The organism is Lutimaribacter pacificus (assembly GCF_900142185.1).
GTDB classification, from domain to species: Bacteria; Pseudomonadota; Alphaproteobacteria; order Rhodobacterales; family Rhodobacteraceae; genus Lutimaribacter; species Lutimaribacter pacificus.
The window spans coordinates 516,741-537,432 of record NZ_FQZZ01000001.1 but is presented as its reverse complement, the minus strand read 5'-3'; the positions used below and the strand labels follow the sequence as shown (position 1 = coordinate 537,432).

Annotated in this window: 22 protein-coding genes; 1 reads left to right on the top strand and 21 read right to left on the bottom strand. The window is 67.9% G+C overall.

Annotated elements, in window-relative coordinates:
• Window positions 1-100 precede the first annotated feature (100 nt).
• From F3H87_RS02655 to ruvC, 17 genes are all read right to left on the bottom strand, one after another.
• On the bottom strand, window positions 101-1,777 hold the full coding sequence (locus tag F3H87_RS02655) for a formate--tetrahydrofolate ligase (protein ID WP_149786582.1): 1,677 nt from the start codon (window positions 1,775-1,777) through the stop codon (window positions 101-103).
• 156 nt (window positions 1,778-1,933) lie between these two features.
• Window positions 1,934-2,536: an MOSC domain-containing protein gene (locus tag F3H87_RS02650; RefSeq protein WP_149786583.1), complete on the bottom strand. Its 603-nt coding sequence runs from the start codon at window positions 2,534-2,536 to the stop codon at window positions 1,934-1,936.
• A 92-nt stretch (window positions 2,537-2,628) separates the two neighbouring features.
• Complete coding sequence (locus F3H87_RS02645; protein ID WP_149786584.1) at window positions 2,629-3,405, bottom strand: methyltransferase domain-containing protein; 777 nt, start codon at window positions 3,403-3,405, stop codon at window positions 2,629-2,631.
• Window positions 3,405-5,315: an ATP-dependent zinc metalloprotease FtsH gene (gene ftsH / locus F3H87_RS02640; RefSeq protein WP_149786585.1), complete on the bottom strand. Its 1,911-nt coding sequence runs from the start codon at window positions 5,313-5,315 to the stop codon at window positions 3,405-3,407. Before ftsH ends, F3H87_RS02645 begins: the two co-directional genes overlap by 1 nt.
• A 90-nt stretch (window positions 5,316-5,405) precedes the next feature.
• On the bottom strand, window positions 5,406-6,662 hold the full coding sequence (gene tilS, locus F3H87_RS02635) for a tRNA lysidine(34) synthetase TilS (RefSeq protein ID WP_149786586.1): 1,257 nt from the start codon (window positions 6,660-6,662) through the stop codon (window positions 5,406-5,408).
• Window positions 6,659-7,492, bottom strand: a complete 834-nt coding sequence (gene ybgF, locus F3H87_RS02630; RefSeq protein WP_149786587.1) for a tol-pal system protein YbgF — start codon at window positions 7,490-7,492, stop codon at window positions 6,659-6,661. Before ybgF ends, tilS begins: the two co-directional genes overlap by 4 nt.
• A 29-nt stretch (window positions 7,493-7,521) precedes the next feature.
• Complete coding sequence (pal, locus tag F3H87_RS02625) at window positions 7,522-8,040, bottom strand: peptidoglycan-associated lipoprotein Pal (RefSeq protein ID WP_149786588.1); 519 nt, start codon at window positions 8,038-8,040, stop codon at window positions 7,522-7,524.
• Between the two features lie 110 nt (window positions 8,041-8,150).
• Window positions 8,151-9,476: a Tol-Pal system beta propeller repeat protein TolB gene (gene tolB / locus F3H87_RS02620; RefSeq protein ID WP_149787117.1), complete on the bottom strand. Its 1,326-nt coding sequence runs from the start codon at window positions 9,474-9,476 to the stop codon at window positions 8,151-8,153.
• A gap of 124 nt (window positions 9,477-9,600) precedes the next feature.
• On the bottom strand, window positions 9,601-10,722 hold the full coding sequence (locus tag F3H87_RS02615) for a cell envelope integrity protein TolA (RefSeq protein ID WP_149786589.1): 1,122 nt from the start codon (window positions 10,720-10,722) through the stop codon (window positions 9,601-9,603).
• A gap of 8 nt (window positions 10,723-10,730) precedes the next feature.
• Window positions 10,731-11,207, bottom strand: a complete 477-nt coding sequence (gene tolR, locus F3H87_RS02610) for a protein TolR (RefSeq protein ID WP_149786590.1) — start codon at window positions 11,205-11,207, stop codon at window positions 10,731-10,733.
• Between the two features lie 3 nt (window positions 11,208-11,210).
• A complete protein-coding gene (tolQ, locus tag F3H87_RS02605) occupies window positions 11,211-11,906 on the bottom strand; it encodes a protein TolQ (protein WP_149786591.1) in 696 nt (231 codons plus the stop codon).
• 178 nt (window positions 11,907-12,084) lie between these two features.
• Window positions 12,085-12,483 carry a tol-pal system-associated acyl-CoA thioesterase gene (gene ybgC / locus F3H87_RS02600; RefSeq protein ID WP_149786592.1) on the bottom strand — a complete coding sequence of 133 codons (399 nt, stop codon included), beginning with the start codon at window positions 12,481-12,483 and terminating at the stop codon, window positions 12,085-12,087.
• 10 nt (window positions 12,484-12,493) lie between these two features.
• Window positions 12,494-13,039 (bottom strand): RNA 2',3'-cyclic phosphodiesterase, encoded by a 546-nt coding sequence (thpR, locus tag F3H87_RS02595; protein WP_149786593.1) that lies wholly within the window; start codon window positions 13,037-13,039, stop codon window positions 12,494-12,496.
• The gene (locus F3H87_RS02590; protein WP_149787118.1) at window positions 13,039-13,668 is read right to left on the bottom strand and encodes a hypothetical protein; all 630 of its coding nucleotides are present in this window, start codon (window positions 13,666-13,668) and stop codon (window positions 13,039-13,041) included. The genes thpR and F3H87_RS02590 overlap by 1 nt, the downstream gene beginning before the upstream one ends.
• Window positions 13,669-13,744: 76 nt before the next feature.
• The gene (gene ruvB / locus F3H87_RS02585; RefSeq protein WP_149786594.1) at window positions 13,745-14,773 is read right to left on the bottom strand and encodes a Holliday junction branch migration DNA helicase RuvB; all 1,029 of its coding nucleotides are present in this window, start codon (window positions 14,771-14,773) and stop codon (window positions 13,745-13,747) included.
• Window positions 14,774-14,777: 4 nt separating this feature from the next.
• Window positions 14,778-15,455, bottom strand: a complete 678-nt coding sequence (gene ruvA, locus F3H87_RS02580; protein ID WP_149786595.1) for a Holliday junction branch migration protein RuvA — start codon at window positions 15,453-15,455, stop codon at window positions 14,778-14,780.
• Window positions 15,452-15,958: a crossover junction endodeoxyribonuclease RuvC gene (gene ruvC / locus F3H87_RS02575; protein ID WP_188129132.1), complete on the bottom strand. Its 507-nt coding sequence runs from the start codon at window positions 15,956-15,958 to the stop codon at window positions 15,452-15,454. The genes ruvA and ruvC overlap by 4 nt, the downstream gene beginning before the upstream one ends.
• A gap of 330 nt (window positions 15,959-16,288) precedes the next feature.
• Here ruvC and F3H87_RS02570 point away from each other — a divergent pair, with 330 nt between their 5' ends.
• Window positions 16,289-16,492 carry a DUF1127 domain-containing protein gene (locus F3H87_RS02570; protein ID WP_149786597.1) on the top strand — a complete coding sequence of 68 codons (204 nt, stop codon included), beginning with the start codon at window positions 16,289-16,291 and terminating at the stop codon, window positions 16,490-16,492.
• 128 nt (window positions 16,493-16,620) lie between these two features.
• On the opposite strand, the gene F3H87_RS02565 is transcribed toward F3H87_RS02570, so the two are convergent.
• The 4 genes from F3H87_RS02565 to F3H87_RS02550 form a co-directional block, all read right to left on the bottom strand.
• Window positions 16,621-16,965 carry a hypothetical protein gene (locus F3H87_RS02565; protein ID WP_149786598.1) on the bottom strand — a complete coding sequence of 115 codons (345 nt, stop codon included), beginning with the start codon at window positions 16,963-16,965 and terminating at the stop codon, window positions 16,621-16,623.
• 105 nt (window positions 16,966-17,070) lie between these two features.
• Complete coding sequence (locus tag F3H87_RS02560) at window positions 17,071-17,943, bottom strand: 50S ribosomal protein L11 methyltransferase (RefSeq protein WP_149786599.1); 873 nt, start codon at window positions 17,941-17,943, stop codon at window positions 17,071-17,073.
• Window positions 17,944-17,975: 32 nt separating this feature from the next.
• Window positions 17,976-19,316 carry an MATE family efflux transporter gene (locus F3H87_RS02555; protein WP_149786600.1) on the bottom strand — a complete coding sequence of 447 codons (1,341 nt, stop codon included), beginning with the start codon at window positions 19,314-19,316 and terminating at the stop codon, window positions 17,976-17,978.
• Between the two features lie 4 nt (window positions 19,317-19,320).
• Window positions 19,321-20,556: an MFS transporter gene (locus F3H87_RS02550; protein ID WP_149786601.1), complete on the bottom strand. Its 1,236-nt coding sequence runs from the start codon at window positions 20,554-20,556 to the stop codon at window positions 19,321-19,323.
• Window positions 20,557-20,692: the final 136 nt, after the last annotated feature.

Here is a 20,692-nt window from a genome sequence, read left to right as displayed (position 1 = left end):
CCTTTCATCGTTCCCAAAATACTCCCGCCGGAGGCAGGAGCCGCCCGGCGGCGACCGGGCCGGGCGGGGCCCGATGCCTCGCCCGGCCCGCCTGTTCCGGTCAGAACAGCCCTTCGATCTCGCCCTGTTCGTTCAGGTGGATCGCCTGCGCCGCGGGCTGGCGCGGCAGGCCGGGCATGGTCATGATCTCGCCGCAGATCACCACCACGAAACCCGCCCCCGCCGACAGGCGCACCTCGCGTATCGGCACCGAATGGCCGGTGGGCGCGCCGCGGCGGTTGGGGTCGGTGGTAAAGGAATACTGGGTCTTGGCCATGCAGACCGGCAGCTTGCCGTATCCGGCCTCTTCCCATTCCTTCAGCTGGTTACGGATCTTCTGATCGGCCAGCACCTCGTCGGCACGGTAGATGCGCTTGGCGATGGTTTCGACCTTTTCCAGCAGGCCCATGTCGTCGCCGTAAAGCGGCGCGAAATTGCCCTCGCCCTTGTCGGCGATCTCGGCCACGCGGGTGGCCAGCGCCTCGGTCCCTTCCGAGCCCCTGGCCCAGTGCTGGCACAGGATCGCCTCCGATCCCTGCGCGGTCACGTAGTCCTGCACCGCCTGTATCTCGGCCTCCGTGTCGGTGACGAAATGGTTGATCGCCACCACCACCGGCACGCCGAACTGCTTGACGTTCTCGATATGCCGGCCAAGGTTCGGGCAGCCTTTTTGCACCGCCTCGACATTTTCCACCCCGAGATCGGCCTTGGCCACGCCGCCGTTCATCTTCATCGCGCGCACCGTGGCCACCACCACCACGGCCGACGGCGCGATACCGGCCTTGCGGCACTTGATGTTCATGAACTTCTCGGCCCCCAGATCGGCGCCGAACCCGGCCTCGGTCACCACGTAATCGGCCAGTTTCAGCGCCGTTTTCGTGGCAATGACCGAATTGCAGCCATGCGCGATATTGGCGAACGGGCCGCCATGCACGAAGGCGGGGTTGTTTTCCAGCGTCTGCACGAGGTTCGGCTGCATCGCGTCCTTCAGCAGCACGGTCATCGCGCCGTCGGCCTTGATGTCGCGGCAGGTGATCGGCTGCTTGTCGCGGGTATAGGCCACGATGATGTCGCCCAGCCGGTGCTGCAGGTCGTCGAGGTCGGAGGCAAGGCACAGGATCGCCATCACCTCGGAGGCCACGGTGATGTCGAACCCGGTCTGGCGCGGGAAACCGTTGGCCACGCCGCCAAGACTGGTAACGATGTCGCGCAGCGCACGGTCGTTCATGTCCAGCACCCGGCGCCAGACCACGCGGCGCTCGTCTATGGCCAGCTCGTTGCCCCAGTAGACGTGGTTGTCGATCATCGCCGACAGCAGGTTATGGGCGCTGGTGATGGCGTGGAAATCGCCGGTGAAATGCAGGTTCATCTCTTCCATCGGCACGACCTGCGCGTAACCGCCGCCGGCGGCCCCGCCCTTCATCCCGAAACACGGGCCGAGGCTGGCCTCACGGATGCAGATCGCCGCGCGCTTGCCGATCCGGTTCAGCCCGTCGCCCAGCCCCACGGTGGTGGTGGTCTTGCCCTCGCCCGCGGGCGTGGGGTTGATGGCGGTGACGAGGATCAGCTTGCCGTCCTCGTTGCCCTGCACCGAGTTGATGAACTCCTGGCTGACCTTGGCCTTGTCATGGCCATAGGGCAGCAGGTGGTCTGAGGGAATGTCGAGCCGGGCGCCGATCTCCTGGATCGGCTTCTTCTTGGCTTCGCGGGCAATTTCGATGTCGGATTTATAGCTCATGGATGCCTTCCCTGGGTGTGGCGCGCCGCGCGCCCTGCGTTCAAGTGCCGTGATAAAGAATGCACCGCTGACGCAAAGCGGCAATTCCGACATTTCCGGCGCTTGTTGCGGCGGGAAACCGTGCCGGTGTTTCTTTTTGGAAATCGCGGGCGCGCATCAGCACCCGCGCGCGGCCTCCAGGTGCGGCCATGCGGGCTGGTCGGGGATATGCAGGCGCAGGGTATCGCCAAGCGCGATCCGCCCCTCGCGCTGCACCCAGGCGGTGACGCCGCGCCGCCCGTCGGCCGCCCGCTTGAACAGCCTGCCCTTGCTCGGCTCGACCGTTTCGATGCTGCGCGCGGGCAGGTGGCAGGGGCGGTTCTGCATATCCACCACCAGCGTCGCCCCGTCCGGCCCCTGCAACCGCGACGAGGGCGGCAGCAGGCTGAGGTCGGGCAAGCCGCGCATGACGATCGACGCGCCCAGCCGCGCGGGGTCGAGCGCGTCCAGCCCCATTTCCGTGGCGACCCGCGCCAGCTCTTCCTCGGACAGGATCGACAACTGCCGTTCGTTCGCGATCGGCGTGCCCCTGGGATGCTGCGCCACGACCCGGCTGCAGGACGCCCGGACGCGCCCGCCATGGACCGAGCCCGCCAGCCCCTCGAAACGCAGCTCCAGCGCGTCGCGCGGCGTGGCGATCAGCGCGGTGCGGTCATCGCTTTCGACCACGCCCAGCCAGGTGACGGTGGCAGAGAAATCGGTAGGTATAAGGGCGGGCATGGCGGTCTCCGTTCCGTGGACGCCGCCACTTTGCCCCGGCCCGCGCGCGGGATCAAATGACCATTCGTGGCCCGCGCCATCGCGCGCGCGGATCAGACCTGCAGGGTAAAGAACAGCCGCCGGAACGGGAACAGCACCGTGCCGTCCCGCCCGCGCGGATAGGCCTTGTCCATCACCGCCTCGTAGGCGGCGATCAGGCGGGCCCGGTCGTCCGGCGCAAGCGAGGCCAGGACCGGCCGGGCGAATGTCGCCTCGGTAAAGCGCCGCACCGGGTGGCCGTCGCCTTCGGCCGGCAGGGTCTGGTAATATTCGGTTTCCCACAGGCTCAGCCGGCCCAGCGGCGACAGGATGCGGTGGTAATCCGCCGGCAGCAGCACGCCGGGGCCGCTTGCGGTGTCATGGGCGCCGGGGAACATCTCGTCCACAAGGCTCAGCCAGACGCGGTGGCTGGGCGCGTTGTTCTGGTGCGGCACCTGCACCGCCAGCACGCCGCCGGGCACCAGCATGTCCGCCAGACGCGGCAACAACGCCTCGTGGTCCTTTACCCAGTGCAGCACCGCGTTGGAGTAGATCAGCGCAGGCCCGTTTTCGGGGGCCCAACTGGCGATATCGGCCTCGATCAGCCGGTCATAGCCACCCGCCGCGCGGGCCCGCCCAAGCATCGCCGGCGAGGCATCGACGCCGGTCAGCCCGCGCCCGAGCCGCCCCAGCAGCCCCGCCGCCACCCCGTCGCCACAGCCCAGGTCGATCACGTCGCCCGCTGGCAGGTCGGGCAGCGCCTGGAACAGGTCCAGCGCCGGGCGGAAACGCAGATCCCGGAACCTGCCATAGGCCCCGGGATCCCAGTCTTTCTGTGGTCCTGCCGCCATCAGGTCGGCTCGGGCTCCATCCCGCCCGAGGGCTTGGCCTTGGGCTTGGTCTTGGGGATCGCGGTGACCGAGGGTGCGTTGCCCTTGTCCTCGGGCTCGTCCTCGTCGGCGCCCGCCTGCGGCGGCTCGCCACGCATGACCCGCTTGATTTCCTCGCCGGTCAGGGTCTCGTATTCCAGCAGCCCTTCGGCCAGCCGTTCCCATTCCTCCCGGCGCTCGCTCAGGATCTCGAACGCCTTGTCATAGGCCTCCTGGATGAAGCGTTTGACCTCTTCCTCGATCAGCTCCTTGGTATGGGCCGAGACCGAGAAACCGGGCGTCTGGCCGGAATAGCCCTCATGCGCCTCGGCATAGTCGATATTGCCGACCTTGTCGGACATGCCCCAGCGCAGCACCATCGCGCGCGCAAGCTGGCTGGCCTGCTGGATATCGCCCGCCGGGCCGTTCGACACCTCGTCGGCGCCGTATTTGATGATCTCGGCCGCCTTGCCGGCCATCGTCATCGCCAGCTTCTGCTCGCATTCCGACTTGTGCCAGTTCAGGCGGTCCATCTCGGGCAGGCTGACCACCATGCCCAGCGCGCCGCCGCGCGGGATGATCGTGGCCTTGTAGACCGGGTCGCATTTCGGCAGGGCCAGCCCGACAACGGCGTGACCGGCCTCGTGATAGGCGGTCTTTTCCTTCTGCTCGGGCGTCAGCACCATCGAGCGGCGCTCGGCCCCCATCATCACCTTGTCCTTGGCCTGCTCGAAATCCTCCATCGTGACGAAGCGGCGACCGACGCGCGCAGCCATCAGCGCGGCCTCGTTCACCAGGTTCGCCAGGTCGGCACCCGAGAAACCGGGCGTGCCGCGCGCGATGATGCGCAGATCCACATCCGGGCCCAGCGGCGTCTTGCGGGCGTGAACGCCCAGGATCTTTTCGCGGCCCTTGATATCGGGGTTGGGCACGGTCACCTGCCGGTCGAACCGGCCCGGACGCAGCAGCGCGGGGTCCAGCACATCCTTGCGGTTGGTGGCGGCGATGATGATCACACCCTCGTTCGCCTCGAACCCGTCCATTTCCACAAGAAGCTGGTTCAGCGTCTGTTCGCGCTCGTCGTTGCCGCCGCCATAGCCCGCGCCACGGTGCCGGCCCACGGCGTCGATCTCGTCGATGAAGACGATGCAGGGCGCGTTCTTTTTCGCCTGTTCGAACATGTCGCGCACGCGGCTGGCGCCGACGCCGACGAACATTTCCACGAAATCCGAGCCCGAGATGGTGAAGAACGGCACGCCCGCCTCGCCCGCGATGGCGCGCGCCAGCAGCGTCTTACCGGTGCCCGGAGGGCCCACCAGCAGCGCGCCCTTGGGGATCTTGCCGCCCAGGCGCGAGAATTTCTGCGGGTTGCGCAGGAATTCCACGATCTCCTGCAATTCGTCCTTGGCCTCGTCGATGCCGGCCACGTCGTCGAAGGTGACGCGCCCGTGCTTTTCGGTCAGCAGCTTGGCGCGGCTCTTGCCGAACCCCATGGCCCCGCCGCGGCCGCCGCCCTGCATCCGGTTCATGAAATAGATCCAGATCCCCACCAGCAGCACGAAGGGCAGCAGCGACAGGATAAAGGACTGGAACCCGCTCTGTTCCTGGCTTTCGGCGCTGACCGGAATGCCCTGGTCGATCAGAAGCTGGGTGATCTCGGCATCTTCGGGCTTGATCGTGGTGTAATCGGTGCCATCCTCGCCGCGAAAGCGCACGCGCTCACCGTCCAGCGTGACGCGGCTCACCTCTTCGTTCTCGACCCTCTGGACGAATTCCGAATAGCTGACCGTGGTGCTTTGCATCGTGCCGCCCGTTCCGCTGAACAGGTTGAAAAGCGCCAGGATCAGCAGGAACAGGACCACCCAGAAGGCGATGTTTCTCGCGTTGCCCAAGGAAAATCTCCCACAAATTCTTTGGCCCGCGTCGATGCGCGTGCCCCACATACCTAAGATAGAGATCAGCGCCGGTACTTCAATGCGTAATCAGCGCATCATCAGTGCGGCAAAGAATTCCTCTTCGTCGCGGGCGAGAACCTGCCGCCACCCGTTGCCCAGCCCCGCCAGCGGCGCGGCAAGCACGCGATCGCCCTCCCAGACCGCGGGACAGGCCAGAAGCGAGGCGCGCGGCAGCCCGGTTGCGCGCCAGTCGGGGCATTGTGCCAGCCCCTCCTCGCCCAGCGCGGCAATCTCCAGCCCGCCGTCGCCGACCGGCCCGACAAAGCGCCAGCGCCCGTCCCAGAGCGCCCCCACCGGCGCCCGGAGACCGGCCACCGCCCGGTATTCCCGCGTCAGGCGGATCTCGTCGCCCCCCGGCAGCAGGCGGCAGCCGTGCAGCGTGGCGCCCGCACCGTCCAGCGCATCGGCCACCAGCGCCGCCAGCGGGCGGCGGCGCGGCGGATAGGGCGCACCGCCGATCCAGCACAGCGCATATGCCAGCATCCGGCGCTGGATCTCGTCGGGCAGCGCGCGAAAGCCCGCGCGCCCGATCACCACGTCCCCCGCATCCAGCCGGGCAATGTCGCGCGCGGCCAGATAAACATACCAGTTCAATGCCTTGCGGGCCTCGGCCATGTTCTGTGCCACCACCGCAAGCTGCGCGCGCCCGATGCCCAGCGGGGCCAGAACCTCCAGCGCGTGCCGCGCCTTGACCCGGTCGAAACGGGTGTCGTCGTTGGACGGGTCGTCGATCCAGCCCTGCCCCTGCCCCTGCAACCAGTCGCGCAGGTCGGCGCGGGCGATGTCGAGCAGCGGCCGCAGAAAGGTGACGCCCTGCACCAGCCGCCGCCCCGGGATCGCCGACAGCCCGTCGACGCCCGCGCCGCGTGCCAGCCGCATCAGCAGGGTTTCGGCCTGGTCGTCGGCGGTGTGGCCCAGCGCGACATGGCCGATCCCGGCCCGTTGCGCCCAGTCGCCGATCAGCGCAAAGCGCGCCTGCCGCGCCTGGTCCTGCAGGTTGCCCTGCCCGTTCCAGCCGGTCCAGGGCAGGATATCGTGGGCAATGCCGCGCGCCCCGGCGATACCGGCCACCTCGGCCGCCTCGCGGGCGGCCTCGGCGCGCAGGCCGTGGTCGATCGTCACGGCACGGAACGGGATATCCCGGCCGGCGGCCCAATCCGCCGCGCAAAACATCAGCGCAAGGGAATCACTGCCGCCCGACACCGCCACCCCCAGCCCGGTGACCGGGTCGGGCCCGATCAGCGCCTCGATCCGTGCGCCGACCCTATCGGGCAGGGATGTCACTGGCAGCCGATCCTCGCCCGTGCCTGTTCGGCCTGCTGGACGGCCTCGGCCTGCGGGAACCGCACGCCCACCTCGGCCAGCGTCACGCAGGCCTCCTGCGTCTGGCCCAGCTCACCCAGCTTTTCGCCCAGCGAATACAGCGCCTGCGGGGCAAAAGCCCCGTCCTGATCGCTGCTGAACGCCTCGAGATAGGCGCGCGCCGCCTGCGTGTCCTCGCCCATCCGGGCCAGCGCCTCACCGCGGCGCAGATGCGCCTCGGCGGTCATCGGCCCGCCCGGATAGGTCTCGGCGAAGCGCGCGAAGAGGTCGGCGGCATTCTGGTACTCGCCCGCGTCCAGCGCCGCGCGTGCCGCGTCGAAATCCGCCTGCTCGCCCACGGCAAGCTGCGGCCCCTCGCTGCCGGGCGCCTGCGGCCCCGGCGCGGGCGCGGCGGGGGCCGAGGGCAGCTCGACCCCGCCCAGCGTCGGGGTGTCGCCCAGCTTGCCGATATCGCAATCGCTTTCCAGCTCGCACAGGCGGAACTCCAGGTCGCCGATCCGGTTGGTGCCATCCGTCACCACCTGGTTGATGCGAAACTCCAGCTCCTCGGTTTTCGAGGTCAGGCGCTGCAGCTCGGCCTCGATGGCGTCGATACGCTCCAGGCTGGAACCGCCCTGCGCCACGCCGCCCGGCGCGCCCGAGGTGGACAGCTCGCGTTTCAGCTTCTGAATCTCGACATAGAGAACCGTCATCTCCTGCCGGATATCGGCCAGCGTCTCGGCCTGCTGCGCGTGACCGGCCAGCGGCCACGCCATCACGGCCAGCATCCCGGCGAAAACAAGCTTGCGCATTCCCACCCCCTTGGCTTTGCCGATCCCGGTCAGCTCGTCATCCCGGCGGCCAGCACGGTCACCGCGCGGCGGTTCTTGGCATAGCATGCCTCGTCCGAACACAGCTCGATCGGGCGCTCCTTGCCATAGCTCACCACCCGCAGCCGGCTGCCCGCGACACCGCGCGACACCAGGTATTCCTGCACCGCGTTGGCGCGACGCGCGCCAAGGGCAAGGTTGTATTCCCGCGTGCCCTGCTCGTCTGCGTGGCCTTCGATCACGGCGGTGTAGTCGGTGTTCTGCATCAGCCATTGCGCCTGCCCGTCCAGCACCGCCTGCGCCTGCGACGACAGGGTCGACTGGTCGACGGCAAACAGGACACGATCGCCCACCGTCTGCTGGAAATAGGCCGGCGAGGCCGGATCGTTCGCCGATCCCGGCACGATCGCGCCAGAGCCGGCACCGGCGCCAAGGGCGCCGTCATTGCCGCCGCTGAAACGGCCCGGATTGGTGCAGGCCGCCAGTGCCAGCACCGAGGTCAGCATCACTGCCCGTGTAAGATAGGTCATTTTGGGTTCCCGCTTGTGTTTGTCGGTCATCGTTGTTCTTGCCTGCCCCTTTTCTAGCACAGGCGCGCGGATATGGGAATCGGCAGCGCGCTCACGCCTCCGGCATCCGTCTATTTCTGCAACGGCGACCATGACGGGTCGCTCGCCCCGCCCTCGGTACGCACGCGTTTCAGGTTCCGCCCCGTGATATCCACCGAATACAGCGACGCCTCGCCGCCCGCGCCCTGGGTTTCGCGGGTGAACATGATCACCCGGCCGTTGGGCGCCCAGGTCGGGCCCTCGTCCAGGAAGGAGGCGGTCAGCAGGCGTTCCTCGGACCCGTCGGTGCGCATCACGCCGATATGGAACCGGCCCTTGGACTGCTTGGTAAAGGCGATCAGGTCGCCGCGCGGCGACCAGACCGGCGTGCCATAGCGCCCCGGCCCGAAGCTGATGCGGCGCGGCTCTCCGCCGCCGGTGGGCATCACGTAAAGCTGCTGGGTGCCCGAACGGTCGGATTCGAACACGATCTGCGTGCCGTCCGGGCTGAAGCTGGGCGCGGTCTCGATCGAGGGCGCGCTGGTCAGCCGCTGCGGCGTGCCACCCGCCAGCGACATCATGTAGATATCGGTATTGCCGCCCTGCGTCAGCGAATAGACGACATGCTGCCCGTCGGGCGAAAACCGCGGGCTGAAGCTCATGGTGCCGGGCTGGTTCTCCAGCACGCGCCGGCCCACGCTGGCCACGTCCAGCAGGTAGATCTTGGGAAACCCGGTCTCGTAGCCGGTATAAAGGATGCGGTCGCCGGTGGGCGAAAACCGCGGCGCCAGCACGATCGAGCTGCTGTCGGTCAGGTATTGCACGTTGGCGCCGTCGTAATCCATCACCGCCAGCCGTTTCCGGCGGTCGCCCTTGGGGCCGGTCTCGGCGACATAGACCACGCGGCTGTCGAAATAGGGCGCCTCGCCGGTGATGCGGGAATAGACCGCGTCGGCCACCTTGTGCGCCATCCGCCGCCAGCCGTTCTGCGTGCCGTCGAACTGCAGCCCCGATCCCAGCTCCTGCCCGGCGAACACGTCGTAAAGGCGGAACTTGACCGTCACCCGCCCGTCGCTGCCCGCGCTGACCGCGCCGGTGATCAGCGCCTGCGCATTGATCGCGCGCCAGTCGGCGAACTGCACGGGGCTGGCAAAGCTGGTGATCTGGCTGATGAAGGCATCCTTCGATATCTCGCGGAACAGCCCCGTCCCGGTCAGGTCGGCGGCGACCACCCGGGCGATATCGGCCGCCAACTGCGCGGCGGCCGCGTTCTCGGCCACGAATTCCGGCGCGGCGAATGGCAGGGGTTCGATCACCCCCTCGTCGATGGTGATCCGAAGCGGGCCGCCCTGGGCCAGAACGGGCGCCGGTGCGGCCCAAAGCCACAGCGCCGCAAGGAGGGTCAGGTAACGCATCATCATGTGATCCTCTTTTTCCCCGGATTGAACCTGGTTTCAATCATACAGCACGATCCGGCCGTTCCGTCGGCGAAACACGGCCACCCCGCATCCCGCGGGGTGCGATATGCCCGGACACAGCCGCTCATTTGATCCTCATGTTGCTGGGATCGAAGGTCATTTCGATTTCGCGCCACTGGCCGTATTTCTCGCGCGGCAGGTCGAAACCGTTCGCGCCGCAGCGGATGATCGCGCGCCGGGCGGTCTCGAACGCCTGCCGCGCCGAGGCCTCGGTGCCGCCGGAATGGCTGACCAGCCGGATCGAGCCGGTGGCCGGCGTCGCGTCCTCGTTCATGTCGACGCGCACCACGACGGTCGTGCCCAGCGCGTCCGACGACAGCGAGCCCACGTTCCAGCAGCGTTGCACGCCCACGCGCAGCGCGTCGCGTTCCCCGGCGGTCATCGGCGGGCCGGAGGGTGCGGTCGATGTGCCCGTGGCCTGCGCATTGCCCAGCGCCTCGGCCAGCGCGTTTTCCACCGCGCTCGATGTCTCGGCCCGGTCGGGCGTGGGCGCGGGCGCGGCAGCGGTCCGGGTCTGCTCCTGCGGCGCGGGCCGGTCGGGGCGCGGGCGCGGGCGGACCGAGCGCAAGGGCGCGGCGGCGGGCTTTTCCTCGGCCTCGGTCACGATCTCGGTCGTGGCCTCTTCGGGGGCGGTGGCCTCCTGTTCCTCGCTGGGGGTGTCGGGGCTTTCCTGCGGCGTGGCCTCTTCGCGCACCACGTCGTCCACCTGCGCGTCGGGCGGCGGCGGGGCGACGGGCTCGGGCGCGACGCGCGGTGCCTCGCGCGGGACGGGGCGGTCGGACAGGTCGGGCGCGAGCACCGCCTGCTCCTGCAGCGGCGGGGCGATCTCGGTCACCTCGTCCTGCACCTCGGCGGGGTCCGCCGGGGCCGGTTCGGGCACCGAGGGCGCGGGATCGGGCGGCGGCGCCTCGGTCACGTCGGGCGCGGGCGGCGTCGGGCGCGGCTCGGGCCGCGCCGGGGCCGGTGCGGGCGCCTCGTCGCTGTCGGGCGGGGTGGGCAGCGCCACCTGCGTGGCGGTTTCGGGCGGCTCCTGCCCGCGCAGCAGCGCGTCGAACTCGGCACCCGAGATCATCGCCACCTCGGTCACCTCGAACGGTTCCGGCGCGGGCGCGAAGGCCCCGCCGAACAGAATCCAGCCGATCAGGCCGATATGGCCCGCCCCCGATATGATGTGCCCCACGTGCATTGCGGGCCTCAGTTCTCCTGCCCGTCAAGCGCGGGGCCGCCGGCATCCGTCACCAGCCCGATATTGGAAAACCCCGCCCGGTTCAGCGCGCCCATCACCTGCACCACGCCGGCATAGGGCACCGCCCCGTCGGCGCGCACGAAGACCCGGTCGCTGGCGCGTTCCGCCGCGATCGCGCGCAGGCGGTTGACCAGCTCGTCGCGCGGCACCTCGGTGGTCTGGATCATCACCTGCCCCTCGGCGGTGATGGTGATGGCCAGCGGCTCTTCCTGTTCACCGGGCAGCGCGTTCGCTGCGGTTTTCGGCAATTCCACCGGCACGCCCACCGTCATCAGCGGTGCGGCGACCATGAAGATGATCAGCAGCACCAGCATCACGTCGACAAAGGGCGTGACGTTGATTTCCGACATCGGCCGCGCGCGTCCGCCGCGCCGCCGCCGGCGATGCCCGCCGCCCCCGTCCTTCTGGATGACGCCCGCGCCCATGGCTCAGGAATCCAGCTGGCGGCTGAGGATGGTGGAAAATTCGTCGGCGAACGCCTCGTATCCCGCGACGATCCGGTCCGCATCGGCGCTGAGCTTGTTGTAGAAGATCACCGCGGGAATGGCCGCCAGCAGGCCCAGCCCGGTGGCCAGCAGCGCCTCGGCGATGCCCGGCGCGACGACGGCAAGGTTGGTGTTCTGCTGCTCGGCGATGCCGATGAAGGCGTGCATGATGCCCCAGACCGTGCCGAACAGCCCGACGAAGGGCGAAACCGATCCGACCGTGGCCAGCACCGACAACCCGCCTTGCAGATCCTCGGCTTCCTTGGCGATGGCGACATCCATGTTGCGGTCGATCCGCGCCTGCGCGCCCGCGATCAGCCCGCCATCCTGCCGGTGGCTGCGCCGCCATTCGATCATGCCGGCGGCGAATACCCGTTCTGACCGGCCGCCCGGATCGGCACCGATCTGGTCGAACAGCTCGTCCAGCGGGTCGCCCGACCAGAAGGCGCGGTCGAACACCGCCGCCTCGGCCCGCGCCTTTCGATAGGCGATCAGTTTCTGCACGATGATCGACCATGACCAGAACGAGGCCACGATCAGCAGGATCATCACGAGTTTCACGGTAAAGGTGGCGCGCGCGAAAAGCGCCCACATGGAGAAATCCATCTCCTGCGCCAGTGCAAGGGTTTCTGCTTCCATTCTGCCTGCTCGTTGCTTGTGCCCCGGTTTTTCGGGCATTTTGCCCGCAAACTACCGTATGGATAAGGGGAAAGCCAACAGGAACTGCATCACGGATACGCTATCTGAACGATTACGCGGAAACCCGCCGGGGCGAATTGAGTATTTGCGGAACGATGAAGCACGCGGGGCCGCGCGCTCAGCCGTCGTCCCACACCGGCATCCGCACCGGGCGGCCATCCAGCGTCATGCAGATCACCGTGACCAGCGCGCGGAACAGCACCTGGTCGCCGCGCCGCACCTCCTGCCCCATCACCATCCGGGCGGGGCGGCGCTCCGCGACCCAGGTCAGCACGTCCAGCCGGTCGTCCAGCCGTGCGGGCGCAAGGTAATCGGCCTCGACCCGGCGCACGGCGAAGACGATGCCGTCCTCGTCCTTCATGCGGTTCTGATCCAGCCCGACCTCGCGCACCCATTCGCTGCGGCCGCGCTCGATATAGCGCAGGTAATTGGCGTAATAGACGATGCCGGCCATGTCCGTATCCTCGTAATAGACGCGGATCGGCAGGGTGTAGAGTTTGGGGGTCTGCTCGCTCATGGCGCGCAGGCTAGGCCGATGCGGGATAGTCTGCAAGCCGCTCGTAGACCGGCCCGTCGGGATGCAGGGTGGAACGGTAAAGGGTGAAACCGTCGACCGTGAAGGGCGCCAGCGCGGCATCGCCGTGGGCTGCCAGGAAATCGCCCAGTCTGGCGGACTCCTCGGCGCGCATCTCGCGGCGGAACCGGGCCAGCGTGACATGCGGGCGGAACCGTTCGCGGCGCAGGTCGATCCCGGCGGCGCGGATGGCCGTGACGACGCGCGCGTGCAGCCGGGACAGCGCATCGCCGCCATCGCCACGGATGAACAGGACCGCCGGGCGGCGGCCGCCGAACATGTCGAGCCCGGCCAGCCGCAGATCGAACGGGGCAAAGGCGATCCCGGACAGGGCATCGTGCAACGCTTCGAGCGCGGGCAGTTCCGTGTCGCCCAGGAAGGCCAGCGTCAGGTGCAGGTTCTCTTCGGCCACCGGCCGGCCGGTGCGCAACTCGGCCTGCAGATCACTGAGTTCCGCGCGGATGTCGGGCGGCAGCGGCAGACCGATGAAGCAGCGCATCAGGCGGGCGGCGCGGATTGCATCCGCGCCTGCAGCCGCAATGCGTGGGACGGATCGCTTGCCGCCACCGGCAAAACCGGGTCATAGGCCGCGCGGATCAGCGCCGCGATATCGGGGCGCAGGATGGTGCGGTCCTGCAGCACCGCCAGCGGCGAGCGGTCGGTAAAGGCCGTGTCGGACCACAACAGGATCCCCTGCACTACCTGCGACAGCGCCAGCACATCCGCCGGCAGGTCCGACAATGCGCCATCCATCCGCACGAAGACGAAGGCCGCCTTGATGCCGCCCTGGTCGTCGAAGCGGAACACGCGATACTGGTTCGCGCCCGCCGATTGCAGCCGCGCCACCAGCGGCCCGAGGTCGGGGATCAGCCGGTCGAGATTGGGCACCTGCGGCAGTTCCTCCCAGTCGCGAAAGAAGAACACCATCAGGTTGGCGCCAAGCTCGGGGTCGGTTTCGGCCAGCTTGTGCCCCGACAGCGCCGCCACCGCCTCGAGCGCGCCCTTGATGGTTTCGAGTGTCTTGTCCCCGACGCCGAAAATCACCGGCGCGATGGGCCGGCCCCAGCGGGCAAAGGCGAACTGCCCGTCGGCGCGGGTGAAAAGCTGCGTGACCTCGTCGGGCGTCATCCGGGCGTCTTGCATCGGGCCTCCTGTCGCTTCGGGCGGGATAGCGCGGGGCGCGGGCCGGGTGCAAGCCGCGCGGTCACTTTCCGAACAGGTCGTCCTGCCCCGGCGCCCCTGGGGCGGCAAGCCCCAGATGCGTCCAGCCCTTCTGCGCCAGCATCCGGCCGCGCGGGGTGCGCTGGATCAGCCCCTGTTGCAGCAGGAAGGGTTCGATCACCTCTTCCAGGCTGTCGCGGCTTTCCGACAGCGCGGCCGACAGGGTTTCGATCCCCACCGGGCCGCCGGCATAATTCTCGGCGATCAGCCGCAGATAACGCCTGTCGGCACCGTCCAGCCCAAGGTCGTCGACCCCCAGCCGGGTCAGCGCGTGATCGGCGATCTCCTTGGTCACGCGGCCCTCGCCCTCGACCACGGCGAAATCGACGACGCGGCGCAACAGCCGCCCGGCGATCCGGGGCGTGCCGCGCGACCGGCGGGCGATTTCCATCGCCCCCTCGGGCGTGGCGGGCGCGCCCATCAGCCGGGCGTTGCGGGTGACGATCTCGTTCAGCTCGTCCCTGGTGTAGAAATTCAGCCGGGTCGGAATGCCGAAGCGGTCGCGCAGCGGCGTGGTCAGCAGCCCCATCCGCGTGGTCGCGCCGACCAGCGTGAAGGGCTGCAGCTCGATCCGCACGGTGCGCGCGGCCGGCCCCTCGCCGATCACGAGGTCAAGTTCGAAATCCTCCAGCGCGGGGTAAAGCACCTCTTCGACCGCGGGGTTGAGCCTGTGAATCTCGTCGATGAACAGCACGTCGCGCGATTCCAGATTGGTCAGGATCGCCGCGAGGTCGCCCGCCTTGGCCAGAACCGGGCCGCTGGTCATGCGGAAATTCACCCCCAGTTCCTTGGCCATGATCTGCGCCAGCGTCGTCTTGCCAAGGCCGGGGGGGCCGTGGAACAGGGTGTGATCCATCGCCTCGCCGCGCTGGCGGGCGGACTGGATGAACACCTTGAGGTTCGCGCGCGCCTCGGCCTGGCCGATGAATTCGTCCAGCGCCTGCGGACGCAGGGCGCGGTCGCCATCCTCGGGCAGCGGATCGGGGCGCAGGGTGGGATCGGGGGTCGTCATCGTCCTACCCTTTCGGAGCCAGCAGTTTCAGCGCCGCGCGGATCAGCGTGGCGGTATCGGCGCCGGGCGCGTCATCGGCGGCCTGCGCAACGGCGCCCGCGGCCTCGCCCGGGGCGTAGCCGAGGTTGGCCAGCGCCGACAGCGCCTCGGACTGGGCGGCGGCGTTGCCGCGGGGGGCCGGTGCGGGCCGGGACGTTGCGGGGGCTGCCGGGGCATCCTCGATCACATCGGCCGCATCCTCGCCCAGCGCGGCGGCCATCGTGCCGCCCAGCGCCATGATACCGGGGGCCTTGTCCTTCAGCTCGTTCACCACGCGCTGCGCGGTTTTCGGGCCGATCCCCCTGGCCGCCTTGACCGCATTCCAGTCGCCCAGCGCGATGGCGCGGCTGACGCCCTCGGCCCCCAGCGTGCCGAGAATGGCCAGCGAGGCCTTGGCGCCGACGCCCTGCACGCTCATCAGCAGGCGGTGCCATTCCTTTTCCACCAGCGTCAGGAAGCCGAAAAGCTGCAGGATATCCTCGCGCACCAGCAGGTCGGTATAGAGAGCCACCGCCTCGCCCGCCGGGGGCAGCGCGGCCAATGTGCGATCCGAACAATAGACGAGGTAGCCCACCCCGCGCACGTCGATCAGCACGTGGTCTTCGGCACGATAGTCGATGCGCCCCGCGATCTTGCCGATCATGCGCTGGCCCTCCGCACCGCCTGGTCCAGCCGGGTGGCGGCCGCGCCCTGATAGGCATGGCAGATCGCCACCGCCAGCGCATCGGCCGCATCCGGCCCGGCAATATCGGCGCCGGGCAGTTGCATCCGCACCATGTGGTCGATCTGCCCCTTCTGCGCGTGGCCCACGCCGACCACCGTCTTTTTCACCGCGTTGGGCGCGTATTCCCCCACCGCGATGCCGAACTGCGCCGGTACCAGCAGCGCGATCGCCCGCGCCTGCCCCAGCTTCAGCGTGCCGGCCCCGTCCTTGTTGACGAAGGTATGTTCGACCGCCGCGGTTTCGGGGGCATAGCGGTGCAGGACATCGGTCAGCTGTTCGTGCAGAGACAGCAGGCGGCGGGCCAGATCGGAGCCTTCGGAATGCAGAATCCCGTTGGCGACATGGCTGAGTCGGCTGCCCTGCGCCTCGATCACACCCCATCCGAGGTTCCGAAGCCCCGGATCGATCCCTAAAATCCGCATCACTGCCCTGCCGGTTGTTGCTTTTCTGACGCAGTAGCACGAAAGGCGAACAAACGCCAACGGGAAACCGCCGAGGCCGGAAAACGACCCTTTGCCGCAGCGCAGCGAAACATAAGGCTCAATTGCGCCATTTCGCGCCCTGAAACCGACATATCCACAACCGTTTCAGCCCTTTTTTACAAGGCGTTTCGGCGCATTTCCGACACATGCAGCGGCCGCATGACTCCTATGCAAAAAAGATGTCTTGTTAGGTGAAATCACCCATCCTAAGTGCGGCTTCAGACAGCGGATTCACAATCCGCATATTATTTGACCAGAAGGATCACGAAAATGGCAGTTTTCGACGCCAACCGCCCCGCCGCCTTCGGCACCGCATCGCGTGCCGGCAACGTCTTTTCGCGCCTTGTCGCCGCCCTTGCCGACTGGAACGACGCGCGCGTAACGCGCAACGCCCTGTCCCGCCTCACCGACCGTGAGCTGGACGATATCGGCCTGTGCCGTGGCGATATCGACCAGGTGGCACGCCGCGCCTGACAGCGCGACAGGTTCCGATACGAAAAGGCCGCGTTCCGGGCTGGAACGCGGCCTTTTTCCGTTTACCCCCCCCCGGTGCTGCCATTCAAACCTGAGCGGGGGCTGGGACCTGCCCTGAACGAGAGCGATCAGAGCGTCAGCTTGCGGATACCGTCGGCCAGCGCGCTGCTGATCGGATCGGCCTTGAGAAGATAGGCACCGGCCTGTTCGACCGACGTGCCGCTTTGCAGAAGCTGGACACGCTCGGCATAGCCCTGCGGCCCAAGCTGCGAGATCAGCAAAACCTTGAAGCCGAAGAAAACCAGGATCATCAGCGCGATGATACGCAGCGGGAAGCCGCCGGATTTGCGCCGGGGCTTGGCGATGATCAGCCCATCCTTGCCCACGACCGAGACATAGCCATGCGACAGGCGCGCATGTTGCTTGTTGATACGCTTAACGCGCTTGTGAAAGTCTGTGGCAGCCTCGACCATCTCAAACTCCGTTGCTGGCCCCCACCAGCGTTTCGGAAGTTTATGTCGGGGAAATGTGGCAAAAATGGGGCAAGCGCCTAAAACACGCCCCAATTTTGCGGGGAATTAGCCTTCTTTCACAAGCGTTATCGTCGTCCACTCACCAATCTCTTCGCGTTGGGCAAGATTGATGCCATGGCGTGCATAAACGGCAATTACCTCATCCGCCTGCGTGTTCAGAATCCCCGAAAGAATCACTTTCCCATCCGTTCGGGTATATGCGGCGACGTCCGGCGCAAGCGCGATCAGCGGCCCCTTGAGGATGTTGGCGAACACCAGGTCGAACGGCGCGGCAGCCTGCAATTCGGGATTGTCGAACCCCGTGGCCTCGATACAGCGCACCCGCCCCTCCAGCCCGTTGGCGGTGACGTTGGCCTCGGCCACCTCGACGGCGACGGCGTCGATATCGCTGGCCAGCACCGTGTCGGGCCAGATCCGGGCCGCCGCCATCGCCAGCACCGCGGTGCCGCAGCCGATATCCACGACGTTGCGGCCCTGGAACCCATCATTCGCCAGCCGGTCCAGCGCCCGCAGGCAGCCCAGCGTGGTGCCGTGATGGCCGGTACCGAACGCCATCGCCGCCTCGATCAGCAGCGGCTCGCACCCCTCGGGCACCTTGTCGGCGTCGTGGCTGCCATAGACAAAGAACCGCCCGGCGGCGACCGGGGTCAGCTCGCGCCGGACCTTGGCCACCCAGTCGGTTTCCGGCAGTTCGGATACCGCAAAGGGTTTCGCGTCATGGGCGGCGGCCAGCAGGGCAAGGCCGGTTTCGTCGGGCGCCTCGGTGAAATAGCAGGCGACCTCCCACAGGCCTGAATCGTCCTCGATCTCGAAGACGCCGATGCCGGTGGGTTCGGGCACAAGGCGTTCGACCGCCTCGCCCAGCGCCTCGGCGCGGTCCTTTCCCATCAATGTGGTCAGCGCGGTGAATGTGGGCATGGCGGCGTCTCCTGTCCTGGGCCGGTCTGGCGTTAGGCCGGGTGCGCCGCGCGGTCAACCCCGCGGCTGACAAAGCGCCAGCCGATCCACCCCGCCAGCGCCCCCGCCAGCACGTTGGCCAGCGCCTGCCCGGCAATCACCCCCGGCGCGGCGAATACCGCGCCAAGGCCAAAGGCAAGGGGCGCCATCATGCCGCCGTCGCGCGCCCAGTTGGCCATCGTGGCCCAGATCGGGCGGCCAAGGTTGTTGAAGGCGGCATTCGCCACGAACAGCGCCCCGGTGAACATGAACGATCCCGCCCCGATCAGAGCGAACCAGTGCACCACATCCGCCGCCATCCCGCCAAGGCCAAAGGCGCGCGCCAGCGGATCGGCAAAGATCAGCATCAGCGCCCAGATGACCGCGGTATAGACCGCGCAGAATTTCAGCGCGTCGAGATAGGATTGCCGCACCCGACCGCCCAGCCCGGCGCCATGGTTCTGCCCGATGATCCCGCCGATCGCGCCCGACAGCGCAAAGATCCCGCCGAACCCCAGGATCTGCAGCCGCGCCGCCACGCCCAGCCCCGCCACCGCGCTTTCGCCATGTTCGGACATCGCCCGGATCAGCACCCAGTTGCCGAACGGGGTGGACACCTGCGTCGCCACCGCCGGCAGCGCGATGGCCAGGAACGGCGCCGCCATGTCGCGCAGGTCGTAAAGCGCCGGACGGGTCAGCAGCCCGCGGCCCATCACCCAGTAAAGCCCCGCACAGGCCATCGCCATGCGCGAGATCACGATGGCCATCGCCGCCCCCGGCACGCCCAGCCCCATGACAACGATCAGGATCGGATCGACCACCAGCGCCACCAGCCCGCCGGTGGTGGTGACCATCATCGCGCGCCATGCCTCGCCGGCGGCCCGCAACACGGCGCCGCCGCTCATCGCCAGGGCGGTCAGCGGCAGCGAGATCACCGTGATCCCCAGGAAATGCGCCGCCACGTCCAGCACCGCGCCCTCGGCCCCCGACCAGCGCAAAAGCGGCTCGCGCAGCATGAACACCGCCACGGCGATCGCCCCCTGCACCGCCACCGCATAGATCATGGCCGAGGTCGCAATGCGCTGCGCCCGGTCGGGATCGCCCTGCCCCAGCGCCCGGCTGACCAGCGCGACGGCGGCGATCATCATCCCGATAGATATCGAGACCAGGAAGAACTGGATCGTCGCGGCAAAGCCCACCGCGGCGATCAGGTCCTCGCGCCCCAGCCGGCTGATCCAGAACAGCGCCAGGAAATCGACCAGGAACATGAAGCTCAGCCCCAGCGACCCGGTCAGTGTCATCACGACCACGTGGCGCAGGGTGGACCCTGTGGTGAATTTCGCGTGCTGTGCCACGGCGCTATTCTGCCGGGGTGGCTGCCACAAAGCGGGAAAACACCGTCTCGTTCCCCGGTTCGGGGTGGCGCGGGATCATCAGCGCCAGCAGCAGCGAGGTGCCCGCCATCGCCGCCGCCAGCCCGAACACCGCCGCGGGCGAGGCAAGCCACAGCAGCCCCAGTATCCACGGCAGCCCCACCGCCGCGATATGGTTGATGGTAAAGGCCACGGCCGCCGTGGGGGCGATATCGCCGGGATCGGCGATCTTCTGGAAATAGGTCTTGAGCGCCAGCGCCAGCGCGAACAGCATGTGATCGACCACGTAGAGGACCGAGGCCAGCAACACGCCCCAGCCGAACCAGTAGATCCCGCCATAGGCCAGGAACACCGTCACCAGCCCGGCATATTCGAAGATCAGCGTGTTACGCTCGCCGAACCGCGCCACCGCGCGGCCAAACACCGGCGCGAACCCCATGTTGATCACCAGGTTGATCAGGAACAGCCCCGTCACCTGGTGCACGTCGAAGCCGAATTTCTCGACCATCATGAAGCCCGCGAACACCATGAAGATCTGCCGCCGCGCGCCGGCCATGAACTGCAGCGCGTAATAAAGCCAGTAACGCCGGCGCAGGATGAACTTCTTGACCTGCGGATTGGGCGCCTCGAACTGCGGATAGGCCAGCAGGCAGAACACCGCCAGAACCGCGGTGATCCCGCCCGACACCAGGTAGATCAGGTTGTAGGACAGGTCGAACGCCCGCCATGTCAGCACGATCAGCACATAGGCCACCAGCGTCGCCGCCGACCCCGCCGCCAGCAGCCAGCCCAGCATCTGCGGCGCGCGCTCTTTCGGCAGCCATTGCAGCTGCAGCGACTGGTTCACCGTTTCATAGTAATGAAACCCGATCGAGCTGAGCATGGTGATGGTCAGGATGCCGCCAAGGCTGGGAAACCACGCGGTCACCGCCGTGGCCACGCCCAGCAGGATGAGCGAGACCAGCCCGAGCACCTGTTCGCGCACGAAGATGATGACAGCGATCACACCCACGGCCAGGAAGCCGGGGATTTCCCGCACGCTGTGCAGCAGCCCGATATCGGCGCCGTCGAACTGCGCCACCTCGACCACGAAATTATTGAGCAGCGCCGACCACGTGGCAAAGGCGATGGGCATGGCCAGCGCCATTGCGAACAAAAGAGAGGTGGGGCGGCGCCACAGCGGCAAATGCCGCGCATCGGCAAGGGGCATGGTTCTCATGATCCTGCCATTACGCCCTTTTCCGCGGATTGGCGAGAGGCGTCGCTGTGCATCCGCGCAGGGTGGGGTCGCACCCGCCCCGCGGCTGCATGATCTGAATCAAGGCGGTTTTGCCCCCGTCGTGACATACGCGCCTGCA

Bases quoted from the DNA above. Each gene is read 5' to 3' on its own strand.
- F3H87_RS02655 (WP_149786582.1), bottom strand. From the start codon at position 1,777: ATGAGCTATAAATCCGACATCGAAATTGCCCGCGAAGCCAAGAAGAAG.
- F3H87_RS02650 (WP_149786583.1), bottom strand. From the start codon at position 2,536: ATGCCCGCCCTTATACCTACCGATTTCTCTGCCACCGTCACCTGGCTG.
- F3H87_RS02645 (WP_149786584.1), bottom strand. From the start codon at position 3,405: ATGGCGGCAGGACCACAGAAAGACTGGGATCCCGGGGCCTATGGCAGG.
- ybgF (WP_149786587.1), bottom strand. From the start codon at position 7,492: ATGCGCAAGCTTGTTTTCGCCGGGATGCTGGCCGTGATGGCGTGGCCG.
- pal (WP_149786588.1), bottom strand. From the start codon at position 8,040: ATGACCTATCTTACACGGGCAGTGATGCTGACCTCGGTGCTGGCACTG.
- tolB (WP_149787117.1), bottom strand. From the start codon at position 9,476: ATGATGCGTTACCTGACCCTCCTTGCGGCGCTGTGGCTTTGGGCCGCA.
- F3H87_RS02615 (WP_149786589.1), bottom strand. From the start codon at position 10,722: ATGCACGTGGGGCACATCATATCGGGGGCGGGCCATATCGGCCTGATC.
- tolR (WP_149786590.1), bottom strand. From the start codon at position 11,207: ATGGGCGCGGGCGTCATCCAGAAGGACGGGGGCGGCGGGCATCGCCGG.
- tolQ (WP_149786591.1), bottom strand. From the start codon at position 11,906: ATGGAAGCAGAAACCCTTGCACTGGCGCAGGAGATGGATTTCTCCATG.
- ybgC (WP_149786592.1), bottom strand. From the start codon at position 12,483: ATGAGCGAGCAGACCCCCAAACTCTACACCCTGCCGATCCGCGTCTAT.
- thpR (WP_149786593.1), bottom strand. From the start codon at position 13,039: ATGCGCTGCTTCATCGGTCTGCCGCTGCCGCCCGACATCCGCGCGGAA.
- F3H87_RS02590 (WP_149787118.1), bottom strand. From the start codon at position 13,668: ATGACGCCCGACGAGGTCACGCAGCTTTTCACCCGCGCCGACGGGCAG.
- ruvB (WP_149786594.1), bottom strand. From the start codon at position 14,773: ATGACGACCCCCGATCCCACCCTGCGCCCCGATCCGCTGCCCGAGGAT.
- ruvA (WP_149786595.1), bottom strand. From the start codon at position 15,455: ATGATCGGCAAGATCGCGGGGCGCATCGACTATCGTGCCGAAGACCAC.
- ruvC (WP_188129132.1), bottom strand. From the start codon at position 15,958: ATGCGGATTTTAGGGATCGATCCGGGGCTTCGGAACCTCGGATGGGGT.
- F3H87_RS02570 (WP_149786597.1), top strand. From the start codon at position 16,289: ATGGCAGTTTTCGACGCCAACCGCCCCGCCGCCTTCGGCACCGCATCG.
- F3H87_RS02565 (WP_149786598.1), bottom strand. From the start codon at position 16,965: ATGGTCGAGGCTGCCACAGACTTTCACAAGCGCGTTAAGCGTATCAAC.
- F3H87_RS02560 (WP_149786599.1), bottom strand. From the start codon at position 17,943: ATGCCCACATTCACCGCGCTGACCACATTGATGGGAAAGGACCGCGCC.